We start from the raw sequence: 18321 nt of genomic DNA on the forward strand, positions 1-18321 counted from the left end.
GTTGGCAATCAAGCAGCGATTTGGTCTGGTGTGCCAACGGTGTTGGCCTACGCTGGTTGGCGTGGCGTTCACCGAGCGATCCGAGGCGACTAGGACGGCAATCCTGAAGGCGGCCCGTAACCTGCTGGCCAGCAGGGGCTACGAGGCGACCACCATCCGTGCCGTGGCGGGCGAGGCCGGTATCGATCCCTCGATGGTGATGCGGTACTACGGCAGCAAGGAAGGATTGTTCGCCGCGGCCGTCGACGTGGACCTGCATCTGCCGCAACCGTCGGAGTTGCCAACGGATCGCATTGGAGAAGTGCTTGCCGGTCACCTGATTTCGCGCTGGGAAGGGGACCTCTCCGACGAATTCATCAGGTTGCTGATGCGCTCGGCGGGTACGAACAGAGGTGCCGCAGAACAGTTTCGGGAAATATTCGAACGTCAGCTGCTGAAGTTTGTCTGCGAATTGACCGGTTTCGCGTCGGACGCTCGGCGGCGGGCCGCGATGGTCAGTACCCAGGTACTGGGCCTGGCGTACTGCCGTTACATCGTCGAACTGCCCGCCGTCGTGGAGATCGATGCTCAAACCCTGACAAAAATCCTCGCTCCGGTGCTGCAGCACTACCTCACCGGTGATTTGAGCGCCCCCGTAGCGCCGGGCCATTGATCTGCCAACACATGTTGGCCTACATTCGTTGGCATGAGGTTCGGAGTCGAGCTGCCAACGTGTACCGCGGGAATGATGCATCCAGTGCCGTTTGCCACGGCGGGTGAGATCGTCGACACCGCGGTCGAAGCCGAGCAACTCGGGTACTACGACGTCGGTGGAAACGACCACCTCAGCACTATGGATTTCGTCCGAAAGGCATGGCCTAGACCACCGGACTATTTCGAGCCGCTGATCACCCTGGCTACCGTCGCGGCGCGGACCTCGGTGCTGCGGCTGACGACGGGGATCATGGTTTTGCCGATGCGGGATCCCGTGTTGTTGGCCAAGCAGATCGCCACACTGGACCAGTTGAGTAATGGCCGGGTTACGTTGGGAACAGCGGTCGGTGGGTACCGTGACGAGTTCGAGGCGGTGAAACCGGATAAGTCCCGCGACAACCGCGCCGAAATCACTCGTGAAACGATCGAGGCTATCCGGGCAATCTGGGATCAACGGCGCGCGAGCTACTCCGGACGACATGTGCATTTCGAGGACGTCGAGAGCTATCCCAAGCCGGTCCAGCATCCGCTGCCCATTTACTCGGGGGGCAACGCCGACGGATCGCTGCGCAGAGCCGCCGAGTTTTGCCAAGGCTGGTTGCCGGCCAAGATAGGCCCCGAGGCTATCGCCGAGGGCCGAAAGAAGATCGCGGCCTACGCCGAGTCGTTCGGCCGGAGCCCACGCGACATTGTCATCGCGTTGCAGTCCGTGGTCTGCCTTGGCAAGTCAGCGGAAGACGCGCGCGAAATCTTTCTCAACTCGTCTTTCGACTTGTTCCGTAAATCGCTGCAGCACAGCATGACCAAGGGCATCGACCTGGACACATATCTGGCGACGAATCTCGTCGGTTCACCGGATGAGGTGTGCGAGAAGGTGGCGGCCTACCAACGGGCCGGGCTTGATCACATGGCGGCCCTGCTGTTCGTCGGTAACACCGTCGACGAAATGCGAGAACAAATACGGCGGTTCGCTTGCGAAGTGTTACCCAACTTTCCTGACAATGCGGCGAATTGACATCTGGCCGTGAGGCGGCGAGGGCGACGACGGCGGACCCTTAGCGGGCAACGGCAGCAGGCAATGCCGGCTGTGCACGGTGATCGGAAACGGCGGACACGGCAGATCAGGCATCCCTGCTCGGTCCCGCTCGGTCCAGGTTTCGGAAGGATGGACACTTGGCTGAGGCGGTCGGATACCCCACATGCGGCGCGAGGTGGCGCACTGCTTACCGATTCCAACGAAACGTCCTGCGGCATACCTATTTTGGCGTGCTTCATGAGCGCAAACCCGAGCCATGAAGTTTCGCAGTCATCAATCCTTGCACTGGCTCTCGGCCAGCTGAGCGAGTGCCTTGGCCCTGTACTCGCTGGGAGACAAGCCCCACGTGGACTTAAATAGCCGCGAGAAATAGGCCGCATCTAACAAACCCCAATCAGCCGCGATCGAAGTGACTGGCGTCTCGGCGAGAGCGGGGTTCGACAAGTCCTTGCGGCAGTGCTCTAGTCGGCGGCTACGAATCCATCCAGTTACCGTTTGGTCCTGCTTTGCGAACAGCTTCTGCAGCCAACGAACCGATACATGATGAGCGGCAGCAATGCTGGCTACGTCAAGTTCTGGGTCAGCGAGCCGACGCTCAATATATGTGCGAACGCGAAGCAGCAAGCCGGGGTCGCCATTGCCAAGGTCGCCGGTCTGACCTAACTGTTCAAGAAATGCGGCCATGAGCAGATCCAGAGTTGCGTCGGCTAAATGGAACGATTCAGGACCTACGGTGTGGAGCTGCCGTGGAAGCCCGGCCAGGTATTTCGCCACAAAGCGGCCCAAGCCCGCCCGGCCACTTATCGGGCGAGTTGTGAGGCGGTCCAACTGTGACGAGGACAGTTGAAGCGAGTCACGCGAAAACATCAGCGTTTGCATACGAAACGAGGCGCCGCCGCTGACCTGATACGGACGGGCAGTGTCGGACAGGATGAAATCCCCGGGCCGGAGTGTGATGCTGCAGCCGCCCTGCAAGACCGCAGACACACCGGACAACTGCACAGCCACCTTCAGATAATCCGCATCGGCCCTCGCGATGAGCTTGGGGGTCCTGCGGACTAGGAACGCATTCCCGGCCCATACTTCATTGACGCGGACAAGACCGAGGCTAGCCGAGCGCACCCTCGCTTGAAAGGCCGCAATATCGGCCCACGACACTTGCAGCGGGATGAGTCGCTCTGATACGCAGTGGCTGAACGCTTCGAATTGCGTTGCACCGGTGAAGTTGTGGACGTTAGCACACGAAGCTATCGCGCTGGCGTGGGTTCGCGAACGTTGCCAAACGGCGTTGGGCGGCAGTGACCTTACGGATCCTGAGCAGCGTGCATCGGCAGCCTGATCACGGCGGGGTCCACACACCGCTAGCCCTCCTCCGCACCGACTCATCTCGGATGCCGGCGGATACCCTGAATACGGGAATAAGCGAGCCTACCACCTGAAGGTTCGGAGACCTCGAGAACAGCGTTCCGCCTCAGGTGGTGTATGCGGCAGCAGGGACGCGGTCGATCAGTCTGTTCGAGCAGGTAGTCGCCTGCTTACTGGGTAGCTGCCGTGTTCGACAATCAGCACCTGACCACCGAAGACCAGTGATCTCCACCTGCCGAGCACTGGGCGTAGGAGTTGAACGCGGAAGAGCGCGTGTATTCAAATTGTGGACGCGCACGTCCAAGCGCAGTAGCCCGGCTACAGGTGACAGTTGTAGCGATAGTTCACCACAGCGAGAAACTAGCTGAGCAATTCTCGAGGGGGCGGCTGGTGCGTCACAGTGAGATTGTCTCGCAAGCCTTCTCGAGAGACAGACACTGATGACAGCCGCTCAGCTGCCCGCTGGCATCACCAAACCCGTTGGTGTCCTGGGGTGTCGCATCGACGAAGAAAGGCACACGCGCGCATGCAACTTACCCAGGGTTTGCACCGATCACTTCAGATTACGCCGGATCGGACAGCCACTGTCCACGGCGCACGCATCCGGACATTTCATCAGCAGGCAGACCGCGTTGCGCGCCTAGCCAGCGGCTTACACGCTCTGGGCGTGGGGGTCGGCGACCGCGTCGGGATCCTGGCCTTAAATAGCGATCGCTACGCGGAGTATCTACTGGCCGTCCCGTGGGCGGGTGCTGTCCTAAATCCGGTCAACGTCCGCTGGAGCGTTGCCGAAGTCGCCTACGCCATCAACGATTCGGCCACCTGCTGTTTACTCGTCGACGATGCGTTCGTGCCGATTGCCGAAGAGCTGCGGCAACGTTGTCCGGACTTGCGATCGTTGGTCTACTGCGGCGAAGAGTTGCTGCCCGACGGGATGGTCGACTACGAGGAACTGGTCGCGGCGCACCGGCCAATCTCCGACGCGTGCCGTGGCGGCGATGACCTGGCAGGGTTGTTTTATACCGGCGGCACGACGGGCTTCCCTAAAGGTGTGATGCTCTCGCATCGCAATCTTGTGACCTCGTCGCTGGGATTCCTCGCGACACGACAGGGACTGCAAGAGGAATCGGTCTTGCTGCACGCGGCGCCGATGTTCCACCTCGCCGGTTTGTCCGGGTGGGCGACTCAGGTCCTGCTCGGCGGGACGCACGTGATGATTCCGGCGTTTAAGGCCGACGCCGTTTGGGCGGCGGTTCACGATTACCAAGTCACCGATTTGTTGCTGGTTCCCACAATGATTCAGATGCTCATCGACGCGGCCGAGCGCCCTGATTACGACGTGAGTTCGCTTCAGAACATCCTCTACGGCGGCTCGCCAATTTCGGAAGCGCTGGTTTCCCGCGTCATGCGGTTGCTTCCCAATGTAAAGCTGACCCAGGTATACGGCATGACCGAAGCCGCTCCAGTGGTCAGTGTGCTGGCGCATAGAGACCACCGCGGTCATCGCCTGAAATCCGCGGGCCGCGGTGCACCCCACACGCAGATCATGATCATCGATCAATCCGGCGACGTGGCACCAGTCGGAACCGTTGGTGAAATCTGCGTACGTGGAGATCATGTCATGGGCGGCTACTGGAACCGGCCCGATGAAACCGCCTCGGTCCTCGTCGACAGTTGGTACCGCACGGGAGATGCGGGATATCTCGACGCCGAAGGGTTCCTTTACGTTGTTGACCGCATCAAAGACATGATCATTACCGGCGGTGAGAACGTGTACAGCGCCGAGGTCGAAAACGCCCTGAGCACACACCCTTCCGTCGCTGCCGCGGCTGTGATCGGCTTGCCCAGCGACCAATGGGGCGAAAGGGTGCACGCCGTCGTGGTGGCCGCGCCTAATACACAGATCGATCTAGCCGAGTTGCAGACACACGTCAGGGCCCGGCTAGCCAACTACAAGGTTCCGCGCAGCGTGGAGGTCATAGACCAGTTACCGCTTTCCGGCGCCGGAAAAGTACTCAAACGTCAACTGCGCGAAGAAATTTTATCGCGTCTCGCCAAGCCCGGCTCGCAGCATTCCATGGGTGCGCTGCCGCCAGATTACGTGCACAAATGAGTGGCCCTGCTGCGCGCCGTTAAGCGCATACGGGCGTCGGAGAGTTAGTGCAAGGCAAAGAGATCCAGTGCTGTCGGCGCTTCGCCACGGCCCGAACCCTCCGGTGGCGAGGGTTTGGTCGTTTCCGCGGCGATCGTTCCGTTGCGTACGGCAAAGGTCGTTTCTGCCCCCGTACCTTCGCAATCCCTCAGTCTGCAGACTGATTGCGAGAGCGCGAAAGTTCAACGATCAGTACAACAAATTCCCACAATGACGCCGGTATCGCTGAATCCATCAGTGGACATGCGTCACGGAATTCGATAACCGGACCCGAGAACGGCCTCCGGAAAAGTTGAGTCCACACGGACCAGTGCTGGGGGCGCCAAGCGGCCGCATCTCAGCTCAGTGTGCGTACCGAGACATTTCTTGTTCGCTTCGCTACAAGCGTTGTGGCGGTATAGGACCCACTCTGGATGACGTCAAGAGTTCACGTTGCGAAGGAGATAAAGATGCGCAACTCCCCAGGCGCCGAAGACGTCAGGCCAGGACGCCTAAAGTCCTTGTGGGGCAACCTCCGTGGAAATCGACAACCAGACCACGACACGGAGGGTGGTTTCGCCGGGGAGTTGGATAGCTACGTGCTGGTAACGGTTTGGTCGTTGCTTTCCACCGTCGCGCTGCTGGCCACCTATGTGCTGGTCTGCATTTATTCGCTTGCAGGCGCACCGATTAACTAATCGTAGCGGGATGTTTTGCGCGATGCGGATGTTCATCCCCGAGACGGGCAATCCGCCCGACCAATAATCTGATCCGAGGAGATCGCATGACACGTAGAAATCTGAGCTCGCTTGTCGCTGGGGGGCTCAACTGGGAGAGCCTGCCGTTGCGGCTATTCGCTGGGGGGAATGCGAGGTCCTGGGACCCCGCCGGTATCGACTTCTCGCGCGACCAGGACGACTGGGAACGTCTGTCGGACGACGAGCGTGATTTCGCCACCCGACTGTGTGCCGAGTTCGCTGCCGGGGAGGAAGCGGTGACTGAGGACATTCAGCCGTTCATGTCGGCGATGCGAGCCGAAGGCAGGCTGGGCGACGAAATGTATCTGACGCAGTTCGCCTTCGAAGAAGCCAAGCACACCCAGGCATTTCGGCTGTGGCTCGACGCCGTTGGGATGACTGACGACCTGCATAGCTACCTGGAGCCGCTGCCCGCCTACCGGCACATCTTCTATGAAGAGTTGCCGGAGTGCCTCCACGCGCTGGTGATCGATCCTTCACCGGCCGCGCAGGTCCGGGCTGCGGTCACCTACAATTACATCGTTGAGGGGATGTTGGCGCTCACGGGCTACTACACCTGGCACCGGATCTGCGTCCACCGAAACATTCTTCCTGGTATGCAGGAGTTGATCCGGCATATCAGTGACGACGAGCGGCGTCACATGGCGTGGGGGACCTTCACCTGCCGGCGTCATGTTGCCGCCGATGAAGCGAATTGGGCCGTGTTTGAAAGCCGGATGAACGAGCTTATCCCCTTGGCGCTTCAGCTCACCCAGGAAGGCTACTCCCTGTACGGGAACCAGATTCCCTTCGATCTTGTGGTCGACGAGGTCGTGCAGTACTCGAGCGAAAAGGGGATGCGACGGTTCGGCACGATCTCGAGCGCGCGCGGTCGACCGATCGGCGAGATCGATCTTGACTACTCGCCGTTGCAGCTGGAGGATGCATTCGCCGACGAGGATCGGCAGGCCCTGGCGGCCTCCACCTAGCATGTCGGATACCGGGCTGTTCCACATATCTCGGCTGAACTCAGCACCAAATTCGTCCGAGACCTGCAGCCGCTCGGCCTGGCCACGATGCCGTATGCATCGCTGGAACTGACAGCTGAAACACGTCAAGGCTGCGGCGAAACCGCTGCGATTTGCAGTCAATCTGAACCAATAAGCAATTGGGCGTCTCGAGCAGATCCAAAAAGAAAGAGGACGTCACATGGGACGCGTTGAGGGAAAGACCGCTCTCGTGACCGGCGCCGCGCGGGGCCAGGGGCGATCACATGCTCTGCGGCTCGCCGAAGAAGGTGCACAAATCGTCGCGGTCGACAACTGTTCCTCGTTGGACACCGTTGCCTACCCGGGCGCCACAACCCAGGACCTGGCTGAGACGGTACGACTAGTGACCGCCGCTGGCGGACGAATACTTGCACGGCAAGCGGACGTATGTGACACCGTCGCACTAGAAAGCGTGGTCGACGAGGCCGTCGCCAAATTCGGCGGCATCGACATCGTTTGTGCCAACGCAGGAATCATCAGTTACGGACGCTCTTGGGAGCTGCCCGACAGGGTCTGGCAAGAAATGCTCGACGTCAATCTGACCGGTGTGTTCAAAACAGCGCGGGCGGTAATCCCAGCGATGCTCAAAGGCGGCTCCGGCGGATCCATAGTGATCACAAGTTCAACCGCGGGATTGGCCGGTCTGGGCAATGCCGCGCACTACAGCGCCGCCAAGCACGGAGTGACCGGGCTGATGAGAACACTAGCGGTGGAGCTGGCCCAGCACCATATCCGGGTCAACACCGTAAACCCCAGCGTCGTGTACACCCCAATGATCGACAATGAAGCAACCCGTTCAATGTTCGTTCCCGGCAATGTTCCACTGTCCGACGAGGAATTCCGCCAACGGCTACAACCTCTCCATGCGATGCCCATCCCCTGGTTGGAATCAGCTGACGTTAGCAATGCAGTGCTTTTTCTGGCATCCGACGAGTCACGTCACATCACGGGGGTCCAGTTGCCCGTGGACGCCGGCGGTACGATGCCCTTCCGATACCCGAACACATGAGTGGACATAAGTGCGGAGAGCTTCAGATCGCGGACGTCACGAGTGTCACTCACCGCGCTCGACGAAGCCGATAGGTACACCACGCGTCATAGCTGTCGCGTTACAGTCCGTGGCCTGCCGCGGCACGTCAGCGGAAGACGCGTGCGAGATCTTCCTCAACTCGTCTTTCGGCTTGTTCCGCGAATCGCTGCAGCACAGGATGACCAAGGGCATCGACCGGCAGACATTCCCATGCGGTGGTGTCGGTCCGGTCGGCTGAGCGGCACACTGGACGCATGCCCGAACTGCCCGAGGTGGAAGCCCTGGCCGACCATCTGCGCCGCCATGCCGTCGGCCTGACGATCGGCCGTGTCGATGTCGGCGCGCTGTCCGTGTTGAAAACGTTCGACCCGCCGCTCAGCGCACTGCACGGCCAGGTCGTGACCGGGGCCCATCGCTGGGGCAAGTACCTCGGGCTGCAAGCGGGCGACCTGTCCTTGATCACCCACCTGTCGCGGGCGGGATGGTTGCGATGGTCGGACAAGCTGGCCGCGGCGCCGCTGCGGCCCGGCAAGGGCCCGATCGCCTTGCGTGTGCACCTGGGCACGCCCGGCGAGGCGCCCGGCTTCGACCTCACCGAGGCAGGCACCCAGAAGCGGTTGGCCGTCTGGCTCGTCGACGACCCGCAATCGGTTCCCGGCATCGCAGCCCTCGGACCCGACGCGCTGGAGCTCTCCGTCGACGATCTTGCCGGCCTGTTGGCCGGCAACACCGGTCGGATCAAGACGGTGATCACCGACCAGAAGGTGATCGCCGGCATCGGCAACGCCTACAGCGACGAAATTCTGCACGTTGCCAAGATCTCCCCGTTCGCCACCGCCGGCAAGCTGACCGATGAGCAGCTCAGCACCCTGCACGACGCGATGGTGTCGGTCCTGCGCGACGCGGTGAGCCGGTCGGTGGGCCAGGGGGCGGCCACGCTCAAGGGCGAGAAGCGCTCCGGACTGCGGGTGCATGCCCGCACCGGCCTGCCGTGCCCGGTGTGCGGGGACACTGTGCGCGAAGTCTCCTTCGCGGACAAGTCTTTTCAATACTGTCCGACCTGCCAGACCGGCGGCAAGGTACTGGCCGACCGGCGGATGTCGCGGCTGCTCAAGTAGGCGGCGAACGTCGACTTGCGCCGAAAACCCCGATTCGGGCCCGACAGCCCGGCGTTGGGCGGGCACTGGCTATGCTGCGCGGATGACTCGTCAGAAGATCCTCATCACCGGTGCCAGCTCCGGCTTGGGCGCAGGCATGGCGCGCGCGTTCGCCGCCAAGGGCCGCGACCTGGCGTTGTGCGCGCGGCGCACCGACCGGCTCGACGAGCTGAAAGCCGAACTATCCCAACAACATCCGGGCATCAAGATCGCCGTGGCGGCGCTGGACGTCAACGACCACGAGCAGGTGCCCAAGGTGTTCGGCGAACTCGGCGACGAGCTCGGCGGCATCGATCGGGTCATCGTCAACGCCGGCATCGGCAAGGGCGCGAAGCTCGGCTCGGGCAAGCTGTGGGCCAACAAGGCGACCATCGAGACCAACCTCGTTGCCGCGCTCGTGCAGATCGAGACGGCGCTGGAGATTTTCAACAACGCCGGTTCGGGCCATCTGGTGCTCATCTCCTCGGTGCTGGGCAACAAGGGCGTGCCGGGCGTCAAGGCCGCCTACGCCGCGAGCAAGGCCGGGTTGAGCTCGCTGGGTGAATCCCTGCGCGCCGAATACGCCAAGGGCCCCATCAAGGTTTCGGTCATCGAGCCCGGTTACATCGAGTCGGAGATGACGGCCAAGTCGAACAGCACGATGTTGATGGTGGACAACGAGACTGGCGTGAACGCGCTCGTCGCCGCCATGGAACGCGAACCCGGCAGGGCGACGGTGCCGTGGTGGCCGTGGGCGCCGCTGGTGCAGGTGATGCGGGTGCTGCCGCCCCCGCTCACAAAGTGGTTTGCCTGAATCAGTGTGAAACCGGCGTGTACTGCGCGGCGTCGCTGGCCCAATCGCAGGCGTGTCAGCTGGTGCGCCCGCGCTCGGCCCGGTAGCGGCGCACCAGCGCGTCCGTCGAGCTGTCGGACTGCGGCTCCGGCGAGCTGTCCGACGTGATCACCGGGAGCAGCGCCTTCGCCTGCGTCTTGCCCAGCTCCACGCCCCACTGGTCGAACGAATCGATGCCCCAGACGACGCCCTCGGTGAAGACCTGATGCTCGTAGAGCGCGATCAGCTGGCCCAGCACCGACGGCGTGAGCCGGTCGGCCAGGATCGAGGTCGACGGCCGGTTGCCGGGCATCACCTTGTGCGGCACGATGTCGGCCGGCGTGCCCTCGGCGGCGATCTCCTGGGCGGTCTTGCCGAACGCCAGCACCTGGGTCTGAGCGAAGAAGTTGCTCATCAGCAAGTCGTGCATGCTGCCGGTGCCCTCGACCGTGGGCAGGTCGTCGAGGGGCTGGCTGAAGCCGACGAAGTCGGCCGGCACCAGCCGGGTGCCCTGATGCAGTAACTGGTAGAAGGCGTGCTGTCCGTTGGTTCCCGGCTCACCCCAAAAGATTTCGCCGGTGTCGGTGGTGACCCGGGTGCCGTCGGCGCGCGTCGACTTGCCGTTCGATTCCATGGTCAGCTGTTGCAGATAGGCGGGGAAGCGGGAGAGGTCGTTGGAATAGGGCAGCACCGCGCGCGTCTGGGCGCCCATGAAGTTGGAGTACCACAGCCCGATCAGTCCCAGTAGCGCGGGCGCGTTGGATTCCAGCGGGGCGGTCTGGAAATGCCGGTCCACAATGTGGAATCCGGACAGGAAGTCGGCGAAGGCATCCTTGCCGATCGCCGCCATCACCGAGAGGCCGATCGCGGAATCGACCGAGTAGCGTCCGCCGACCCAATCCCAGAAGCCGAACATGTTGTCGGTGTTGATGCCGAAGTCGTCGACCAGGCGTTTGTTGGTGGAGACCGCCACGAAATGTTTGGCCACCGCGGCGTCGCCGAGCGCGTCGGTCAGCCAGCGGCGCGCGGCGGTCGCATTGGTGAGGGTCTCCAGCGTGGAGAACGTTTTCGATGCGACGATGAAAAGCGTTGTGGCAGGGTCCAAGTCGGCCAGCTTGGCGACGAGGTCGGCCGGGTCGACGTTGGAGACGAACCGGGCCGAGATCCCCGCGTCGACGTAATGGCGCAGCGCCTGATACACCATCACCGGCCCCAGGTCCGACCCGCCGATGCCGATGTTGACCACGGTGCTGATTCTTTTCCCGGTGGCCCCGGTCCATTCACCGCTGCGTAACCGGTCGGTGAAGTCGCCCATCCGGTCCAGCACGGCGTGGACGTCCTCGACGACGTTGTGGCCGTCGACGATCAGCTCGGCGTCGCGTGGCAGTCGCAACGCGGTGTGCAAGACCGCCCGGTCCTCTGAGACGTTGATGTGCACGCCCCCGAACATCTGGTCGCGACGCTCCTCGAGGTTAGCCGTGCGCGCCAGATCGATGAGTAGCCGCAGCGTTTCTCGGGTGATGCGGTGCTTGCTGTAGTCGATGTAGAGGTCGCCGACCGAAAGGGTGAGTTCGCGGCCGCGGTCGGGATCCTCTTCGAAGAACTGGCGCAGGTGCTTTGCGCCGATTTGTTCGTGATGCCTGCGCAGGGCGTCCCACGCTGGGGTGGCGGTGATGTCGGGGAGGCTTTGCACGAAGGTCATGCTTCGACCCTAGTGACGGTCGCAAGTGCGGCGTAGCCGGGCGCGGCGGGCCGTCACCATGTTTTGGTGACGGTCGCAAGTGCGGCGTAGCCGGGCGCGGCGGGCCGTCACCATGTTTTGGTGACGGTCGCAAGTGCGGCGTAGCCGGGCGCGGCGGGCCGTCACCATCTACCTAGTGACGGTCGCAAGTGCGGCGTAGCCGGGCGCGGCGGGCCGTCACCATGTCGCCGAAGCGGATGCGCAGCGACCCAGCCAGGCGTGGCTGGCGACCTCAGTGGCCGAGCCGGCCCCTGCCCAACCGCAGCAGCAGAATCGCGAGGTCCTTGCCGTCGGGACCGAGCTCGCTGTAGCGCTCGATGACCTTCATCTCGCGGCTGTGCACCAGCCGTGTGCCGCCGGATGCCATTCGCACCTTGCCGATCGCCTGGGATACCTCGGTGCGGCGCTTCACCGCGGCCAGGATCTCGGCGTCTAACCGGTCGATCTCGTGGCGCAAGTCGTCGATGCTCAACTCTTCGGCGTCGGCCGTCTGTGGGGTTTCCACCGTCTCAACCTTCATCTCTGCTAACTCCGCGTTCTCGGGATGTGGGGGTTGTGGTCTCATCCGGTTTCGGGCCTCACAAAAGAGACGAGCCCCGGTCTTGAGGAAGCGGACCACGGGGCTCTGACGAAAGCAGCTAGACCACGGGGACCGCGAACCGGTACCCGTAGAAAAATCGGCGGCAGTTCGGGGTGGTCGGCTGCCGACGGCACTGCGCGTTGAGCACCAAACGAGTGTGCCACTAAAATCGGCTCCCGCGCAAAAACGTGGGCGTGTACTGGCCATTAAGAGTCGGGTGGCCGAGCGGGACTCGGTTGAGGCGGTGCCCGGGCGGGGTTGCTTACGGGTGTGCATTGCATTATTGCCTGGCGAAATTGAGCGCCGTGGCGATTTAGCGGCATTGACTCGAAGCCAATTCCGGTCCGATTATTGGCAGCTTTTAGACGTGGGTGTAATTGTTCTCCATCGCGAATGTGGTCGCCTCTTGGATTGCGAAACACCGTTTATGGCGGCGCGGAGTTGGCCGGCTCGGGGCATCCGGGGCACTAGCCTGGTCTGACGCCTTGACGCGTTGCGTCGGTGGGCGGCGGTAAGTTTGGACCAACATGAGTGTGTATGTAACCGATGCCAATCTGGCCTCCGAGGCGGATCAGCTGCTCGAGGGCCTCAACCCGCAACAGCGCCAGGCGGTGGTGCACGAGGGCTCGCCGCTGCTGATCGTCGCGGGGGCGGGCTCGGGCAAGACCGCGGTGTTGACGCGCCGCATCGCCTACCTGATCGCGGCGCGCGGTGTCGGGGTGGGCCAGATCCTGGCCATCACTTTCACCAACAAGGCGGCGGCCGAGATGCGCGAACGCGTGGTGCGGCTGGTGGGCAACCGGGCCCGCGCCATGTGGGTGTCCACCTTCCACTCGACGTGCGTGCGCATCCTGCGCAACCAGGCGTCGTTGATTGACGGCCTCAACTCCAACTTCTCGATTTACGACGCCGACGACTCGCGCCGTCTGCTGCAGATGATCGGGCGCGACATGGGGCTCGACATCAAGCGCTACTCGCCCCGGCTGCTGGCCAACGCCATCTCCAATTTGAAGAACGAGCTGATCGACCCCGCCGAGGCGGTGGCCAAGCTGACGGATGACTCCGACGATCTGGTTCGCACCGTGGCCTCCGTATATGGCGAATACCAGCGGCGGCTGCGCGCGGCCAACGCCCTGGACTTCGACGACCTGATCGGCGAGACCGTCGCAGTGCTGCGGGCCTTCCCACAGATCGCCCAGCATTACCGTCGGCGGTTCCGTCATGTCCTGGTCGACGAGTATCAGGACACCAACCACGCCCAGTACGTGTTGGTTCGAGAGCTGGTCGGCCACGACGCCCCGGAATCGCCCGACGACGTGCCACCGGCGGAACTGTGCGTAGTGGGTGATGCCGACCAGTCGATCTACGCCTTCCGCGGCGCCACCATCCGCAACATCGAGGACTTCGAACGCGACTACCCGGACGCAACAACCATTCTGCTGGAACAGAATTACCGCTCGACACAGAACATCCTGTCGGCGGCCAACTCGGTGATCGCCCGCAACTCCGGCCGGCGCGAGAAACGGCTGTGGACCGACGCCGGTGCCGGCGAGCTGATCGTCGGCTACGTCGCAGACAACGAGCACGACGAGGCTAGGTTTGTCGCCGAGGAAATCGATGCGCTCGCCGACCGCGGCGAAATCACCTACAACGACGTGGCCGTGTTCTATCGCACCAACAACTCCTCGCGCTCGTTCGAAGAGGTGTTCATTCGCGCGGGCATTCCGTACAAAGTCGTTGGGGGAGTGCGCTTTTACGAGCGCAAAGAGATCCGCGACATCGTCGCCTATCTGCGGGTGCTGGACAACCCTGGCGATGCGGTCAGCATGCGGCGCATCCTCAACACCCCGCGCCGGGGAATCGGTGATCGCGCCGAGGCATGCGTGGCTGTCTACGCCGAGAACACCGGCGCGAGTTTCAACGATGCGTTGGTGGCCGCCGCCGAGGGCAAAGTGCCGATGCTCAATTCGCGCGCGGAGAAGGCGATCGCGGGCTTCGTCGAACTGCTCGACGACCTCAGGGGTCGCCTCGACGATGATCTCGGCGATCTGGTCGAGTCCGTCCTGGAGCGCACCGGTTATCGCCGCGAGCTCGAATCCTCCACCGACCCGCAGGATCTGGCCCGGTTGGACAACCTCAACGAACTGGTCAGCGTGGCACACGAATTCAGCACCGACCGGGCCAACGCCGCCGCGCTGGACGAGTCGTTGCAAGCCCCGGACGACGAAGACGTGCCCGACACCGGTGTGCTGGCGGAGTTTCTGGAACGGGTCTCCCTGGTTTCCGACAGCGACGAAATTCCCGACGACGGCGCCGGCATGGTCACCCTGATGACGTTGCATACGGCCAAGGGACTGGAGTTCCCGGTGGTGTTCGTCACCGGCTGGGAGGACGGCATGTTCCCGCACATGCGGGCGCTGGACGACCCGACCGAGCTGTCCGAGGAGCGGCGGCTGGCCTACGTCGGTATCACCCGCGCGCGTCAGCGCCTGTATCTGAGCAGGGCCATCGTGCGGTCATCCTGGGGGCAGCCGATGCTAAACCCGGAATCACGCTTCCTCCGCGAGATTCCGCAGGAACTCATTGAGTGGCGGCGCACCGCGCCGGCGCCGTCGTTCAGCGCGCCGGTGAGCGGCGCCGGCAGGTTCGGTACGCCGCGTGCGGCCCCGACCCGCTCGGGCGCGGCCAAGCGGCCGTTGCTGGTGCTCGAGCCCGGCGATCGGGTGACCCACGACAAGTACGGGCTCGGCCGCGTCGAGGAAGTGTCCGGCGTCGGCGAATCGGCCATGTCGCTGATCGACTTCGGCAGCGCGGGGCGGGTCAAGCTTATGCACAACCACGCGCCGATCAGCAAGCTTTAGCCCGCGGATGGCGCGACGTCAGGCGGCCAGCCAGCGTTTGGTGCGCGGGTGCATGGCCAGCACCACGCTGGCGATCGGCAGCACCGGCAGGAGGTGCACGATCCACGCGACACGGGCGCCGGCGATGAACACTCCCAGGTACGTCAGCACGGCGACCACGGCGCCGACCACGATGAGGTAGCGCCCAAACGGCCGGTGCTGCAGCAGCATGATCACGCCCGAAATCGTGGTCACGGCGAACACCAGAGCCAGGAACGCGACCGCGATGCAGAAGAGCCGGTCGGACCGCCACCAACCGGTGACCAGGTCGGTCGCCACCACCGACGTGGCCCACCCGCTGACGATGCTGACGGCGCAGGCGGCGACGGCCGTCCGGTTGCTCGGCGCGCCTGGAGTTCCTCGCAGCTCTGCGCGAGACGCGCCCTGGTAGGGCGGCGGCTGTGCGGGGATGTGGGTGGTCGGGGTCTCCGGCGCTATGGGGACGGGTCCGGTGGGCGCCCGGCGGATGATCCTGGTCTTCGAGTCCGACGGGGACGCGGATTCGGGCGGTTGCGGACCGGGTGATGGTTGGTTAGGCGCGGTCACCTCAACCAGCGTAGTTACCGACCATAAGACCCCGCTTAGCCAGCCATGGGACGGGATCGATTCGTTCGGTGCCCCCCTGGAGCACCTCGAAGTGCAGGTGAGGGCCTGTGGAGTTACCCCGGTTGCCCATGGTGGCGATCTGATCGCCGGCCATCACACGCTGGCCAACGCTGACCAACGCGGTGTTGATGTGGCCGTACAGCGTGACCGTGCCGTCGGCATGGCGCAGTTTGACCAGCATGCCGTAGCCCGCGGCGGGGCCCGAGTCGATGACCACGCCGTCGGACACCGCGTAGATCGGTGTCCCGATCGAGTTGGCCAAATCGATGCCGGCGTGCAGCACCCCCCAGCGGTATCCGAAGTTGGATGTGAAGATGCCCTTCGTCGGCATCACGTACAGCGGCTGTTGCAAGCGCGCCTCACGCTGAGCGCGGTCGTTGGCGAACGCGACCCCCTTGGCGAGCTCCTCGTTGTGGACCGCGGCGGTCGCCGCCGGCTGGAGCGCGACCACCTGGGCGCCGCGAATGGTGTTGCTTGCCGAACCGCCGGTGAGCGCCGAAGCGTTCGCGGTCAGCACGGCCTCGGTCTTTGGCGTATCGGCATGGCTGGTCGCGGTGTGCGCCGCCGCTGCGGCCGCGCCGGCGGCCATCGCCGAGATCAATAGGCGACCCCTGGCCGCGCTCGTAGGCTCCTTGCGGTGCGCTCCGCCGTGCCGGGCGACGGCGACGACGTCGGTGGTGTGCACGCGACGGGGACGGGGCTCGGCGGCGGGCTCGATGACCACCCGCGGCAGCACCTCGGTTGCGGGGGCGGCGAGCCACAGCGGCGTCGGGTCGTCGGCCTCGTTCAGGTCGTCGAGCTCGGGGGCCAGCAACACCTGCGCCTCGTTGTCGAAGGTGGAGTCGTTGCTGTAGTCGAGGTCGCCCAGATCGCTGGCCTCGTCGCGCCAATCGAGGTCATCGAAATTGAAGCCGTCGAGCGGGAGGATCTCGGTGACTTCGTTGCGGTGAGGCTCGGTACCCCGGCCGCCGGCCGCGCGACCAACCCTCACCACACCTGCTGTTTCAGCAGTAGAAGGAGCCAAACGGTGCTGGGTCAAGCTGAAATGTCCTCGTATCGTGACCATAACGTTATCTGGACCCTGAGACGGTATCCGCTAACTCGCGGAACTGGCAACCTGGTCGAGCAATCCCGGGCGAAATTGTGATTTGGGTCACGAACCGGGTATGCCGCTGGGCCGTGAGCTGTGCCACATCGCCGGACGCGCCCGAAAGGGGCGGTTGGCCAGTGGATACAGTTCGTCCGTGCGAGTTGCCGATCGCGGCACCGCCCACCAAGAGGCCTAGCAGTTGAGTCGAGCGAAGACAGAGAGTCCATGGACCTTTTCGAGTATCAAGCCAAAGAATTGTTCGTCAAGCACAACGTACCGACCACGCCGGGGCGGGTGACGGACACCGCCGAGGGCGCGAAGGAAATCGCCACCGAGGTCGGCGCCCCGGTGATGGTCAAGGCGCAGGTGAAGGTCGGCGGCCGCGGCAAGGCGGGCGGCGTCAAGTACGCGGCCACCCCCGACGACGCCTACGAACACGCCAAGAACATCCTCGGCCTCGACATCAAGGGCCACGTCGTCAAGAAGCTGCTGGTCGCGGAGGCCAGCGACATCGCCGAGGAGTACTACATCTCCTTCCTGCTCGACCGGGCCAACCGCACATACCTCGCCATGTGCTCCGTCGAGGGCGGCATGGAAATCGAGGAGGTGGCCGCCACCAAGCCCGAGCGGCTGGCCAAGGTGCCGGTGAACGCCGTCAAGGGTGTCGACCTGGCGACCGCGCGTTCCATCGCCGAGAAGGGCCACCTGCCGGCCGAGGTGCTCGACGCCGCCGCGATAACCATCCAGAAGCTCTGGGAGTTGTTCGTCGCCGAGGACGCCACTCTGGTCGAGGTCAACCCGCTGGTGCGCACTCCGGACGACCGGATCCTGGCCCTGGACGGCAAGGTCACCCTGGACGCCAACGCCGACTTTCGGCAGCCTGGCCATGCCGAGTTCGAGGACCGCGACGCGACCGACCCGCTCGAGCTCAAGGCCAAGGAGCACGACCTCAACTACGTCAAGCTCGACGGCGCGGTCGGCATCATCGGCAACGGCGCGGGCCTGGTCATGTCCACCCTCGACGTCGTCGCTTACGCCGGCGAGAAGCACGGCGGGGTCAAGCCGGCGAACTTCCTCGACATCGGTGGTGGCGCCTCGGCCGAGGTGATGGCCGCCGGCCTCGACGTCATCCTGAACGACAAGCAGGTCAAGAGCGTGTTCGTCAACGTGTTCGGCGGCATCACCTCCTGCGACGCCGTCGCCAACGGCATCGTCACCGCACTCAACATGCTCGGCGACGAGGCCAACAAGCCGCTCGTGGTGCGGTTGGACGGCAACAACGTCGACGAAGGCCGGCGCATCCTGGCCCAGGCCAACCACCCGCTGGTGATCCAGGCGGACACGATGGACGCCGGAGCCGATAAAGCCGCCGAGCTGGCGAACAAGTAAGGGAGC

The 18321-nt window shown here is 63.7% G+C and carries 15 protein-coding genes and 1 pseudogene; 11 read left to right on the forward strand and 5 right to left on the reverse strand.

Annotation, left to right across the window (positions count from 1 at the left end; genetic code table 11):
* Positions 1-61: 61 nt before the first annotated feature.
* The gene (locus ACEL92_RS05540; protein ID WP_374024642.1) at positions 62-652 is read left to right on the forward strand and encodes a TetR family transcriptional regulator; all 591 of its coding nucleotides are present in this window, start codon (positions 62-64) and stop codon (positions 650-652) included.
* Positions 653-685: 33 nt separating this feature from the next.
* On the forward strand, positions 686-1708 hold the full coding sequence (locus tag ACEL92_RS05545) for an LLM class flavin-dependent oxidoreductase (RefSeq protein ID WP_374024643.1): 1023 nt from the start codon (positions 686-688) through the stop codon (positions 1706-1708).
* A 294-nt stretch (positions 1709-2002) separates the two neighbouring features.
* Here the strand turns inward: ACEL92_RS05545 and ACEL92_RS05550 are convergent, their stop codons facing one another.
* On the reverse strand, positions 2003-3115 hold the full coding sequence (locus ACEL92_RS05550) for a helix-turn-helix domain-containing protein (RefSeq protein ID WP_374024644.1): 1113 nt from the start codon (positions 3113-3115) through the stop codon (positions 2003-2005).
* A 505-nt stretch (positions 3116-3620) separates the two neighbouring features.
* Here ACEL92_RS05550 and ACEL92_RS05555 point away from each other — a divergent pair.
* The 7 genes and pseudogenes from ACEL92_RS05555 (at position 3621) to ACEL92_RS05585 (ending at position 9991) form a co-directional block, all read left to right on the forward strand.
* Positions 3621-5207: a long-chain fatty acid--CoA ligase gene (locus ACEL92_RS05555; protein ID WP_374024645.1), complete on the forward strand. Its 1587-nt coding sequence runs from the start codon at positions 3621-3623 to the stop codon at positions 5205-5207.
* Positions 5208-5695: 488 nt separating this feature from the next.
* The gene (locus ACEL92_RS05560) at positions 5696-5923 is read left to right on the forward strand and encodes a hypothetical protein (RefSeq protein ID WP_374024647.1); all 228 of its coding nucleotides are present in this window, start codon (positions 5696-5698) and stop codon (positions 5921-5923) included.
* Positions 5924-6009: 86 nt separating this feature from the next.
* Positions 6010-6951 carry a R2-like ligand-binding oxidase gene (locus tag ACEL92_RS05565; protein ID WP_374024648.1) on the forward strand — a complete coding sequence of 314 codons (942 nt, stop codon included), beginning with the start codon at positions 6010-6012 and terminating at the stop codon, positions 6949-6951.
* 220 nt (positions 6952-7171) lie between these two features.
* The gene (locus ACEL92_RS05570; protein WP_374024649.1) at positions 7172-8020 is read left to right on the forward strand and encodes a mycofactocin-coupled SDR family oxidoreductase; all 849 of its coding nucleotides are present in this window, start codon (positions 7172-7174) and stop codon (positions 8018-8020) included.
* A 275-nt stretch (positions 8021-8295) separates the two neighbouring features.
* A pseudogene (locus ACEL92_RS05575) lies at positions 8296-8538 on the forward strand (DNA-formamidopyrimidine glycosylase family protein); the annotation flags it as partial.
* Positions 8539-8658: 120 nt separating this feature from the next.
* The gene (locus tag ACEL92_RS05580) at positions 8659-9159 is read left to right on the forward strand and encodes a zinc finger domain-containing protein (RefSeq protein WP_374026086.1); all 501 of its coding nucleotides are present in this window, start codon (positions 8659-8661) and stop codon (positions 9157-9159) included.
* Between the two features lie 82 nt (positions 9160-9241).
* Positions 9242-9991: an SDR family oxidoreductase gene (locus ACEL92_RS05585; RefSeq protein ID WP_374024650.1), complete on the forward strand. Its 750-nt coding sequence runs from the start codon at positions 9242-9244 to the stop codon at positions 9989-9991.
* 55 nt (positions 9992-10046) lie between these two features.
* Here ACEL92_RS05585 and pgi read toward each other — a convergent pair whose 3' ends face one another.
* Positions 10047-11711: a glucose-6-phosphate isomerase gene (pgi, locus tag ACEL92_RS05590; protein ID WP_374024651.1), complete on the reverse strand. Its 1665-nt coding sequence runs from the start codon at positions 11709-11711 to the stop codon at positions 10047-10049.
* 271 nt (positions 11712-11982) lie between these two features.
* Positions 11983-12315 (reverse strand): chorismate mutase, encoded by a 333-nt coding sequence (locus ACEL92_RS05595; RefSeq protein ID WP_374024652.1) that lies wholly within the window; start codon positions 12313-12315, stop codon positions 11983-11985.
* Positions 12316-12857: 542 nt separating this feature from the next.
* Here ACEL92_RS05595 and pcrA point away from each other — a divergent pair.
* Entirely contained in the window at positions 12858-15191 is a 2334-nt protein-coding gene (pcrA, locus tag ACEL92_RS05600; protein ID WP_374024653.1) for a DNA helicase PcrA, read from the forward strand.
* 18 nt (positions 15192-15209) lie between these two features.
* Here pcrA and ACEL92_RS05605 read toward each other — a convergent pair whose 3' ends face one another.
* Together ACEL92_RS05605 and ACEL92_RS05610 are read right to left on the reverse strand one after the other, a co-directional pair.
* Positions 15210-15776 carry a hypothetical protein gene (locus ACEL92_RS05605; RefSeq protein WP_374024654.1) on the reverse strand — a complete coding sequence of 189 codons (567 nt, stop codon included), beginning with the start codon at positions 15774-15776 and terminating at the stop codon, positions 15210-15212.
* Between the two features lies 1 nt (position 15777).
* Positions 15778-16827 carry a M23 family metallopeptidase gene (locus tag ACEL92_RS05610; RefSeq protein WP_374024655.1) on the reverse strand — a complete coding sequence of 350 codons (1050 nt, stop codon included), beginning with the start codon at positions 16825-16827 and terminating at the stop codon, positions 15778-15780.
* Positions 16828-17151: 324 nt separating this feature from the next.
* Here ACEL92_RS05610 and sucC point away from each other — a divergent pair, with 324 nt between their 5' ends.
* The gene (gene sucC / locus ACEL92_RS05615) at positions 17152-18315 is read left to right on the forward strand and encodes an ADP-forming succinate--CoA ligase subunit beta (RefSeq protein WP_374024656.1); all 1164 of its coding nucleotides are present in this window, start codon (positions 17152-17154) and stop codon (positions 18313-18315) included.
* The last annotated feature ends 6 nt before the right edge of the window (positions 18316-18321 follow it).

Source organism: Mycobacterium hainanense (genome assembly GCF_041890355.1).
GTDB lineage: Bacteria > Actinomycetota > Actinomycetes > Mycobacteriales > Mycobacteriaceae > Mycobacterium > Mycobacterium hainanense.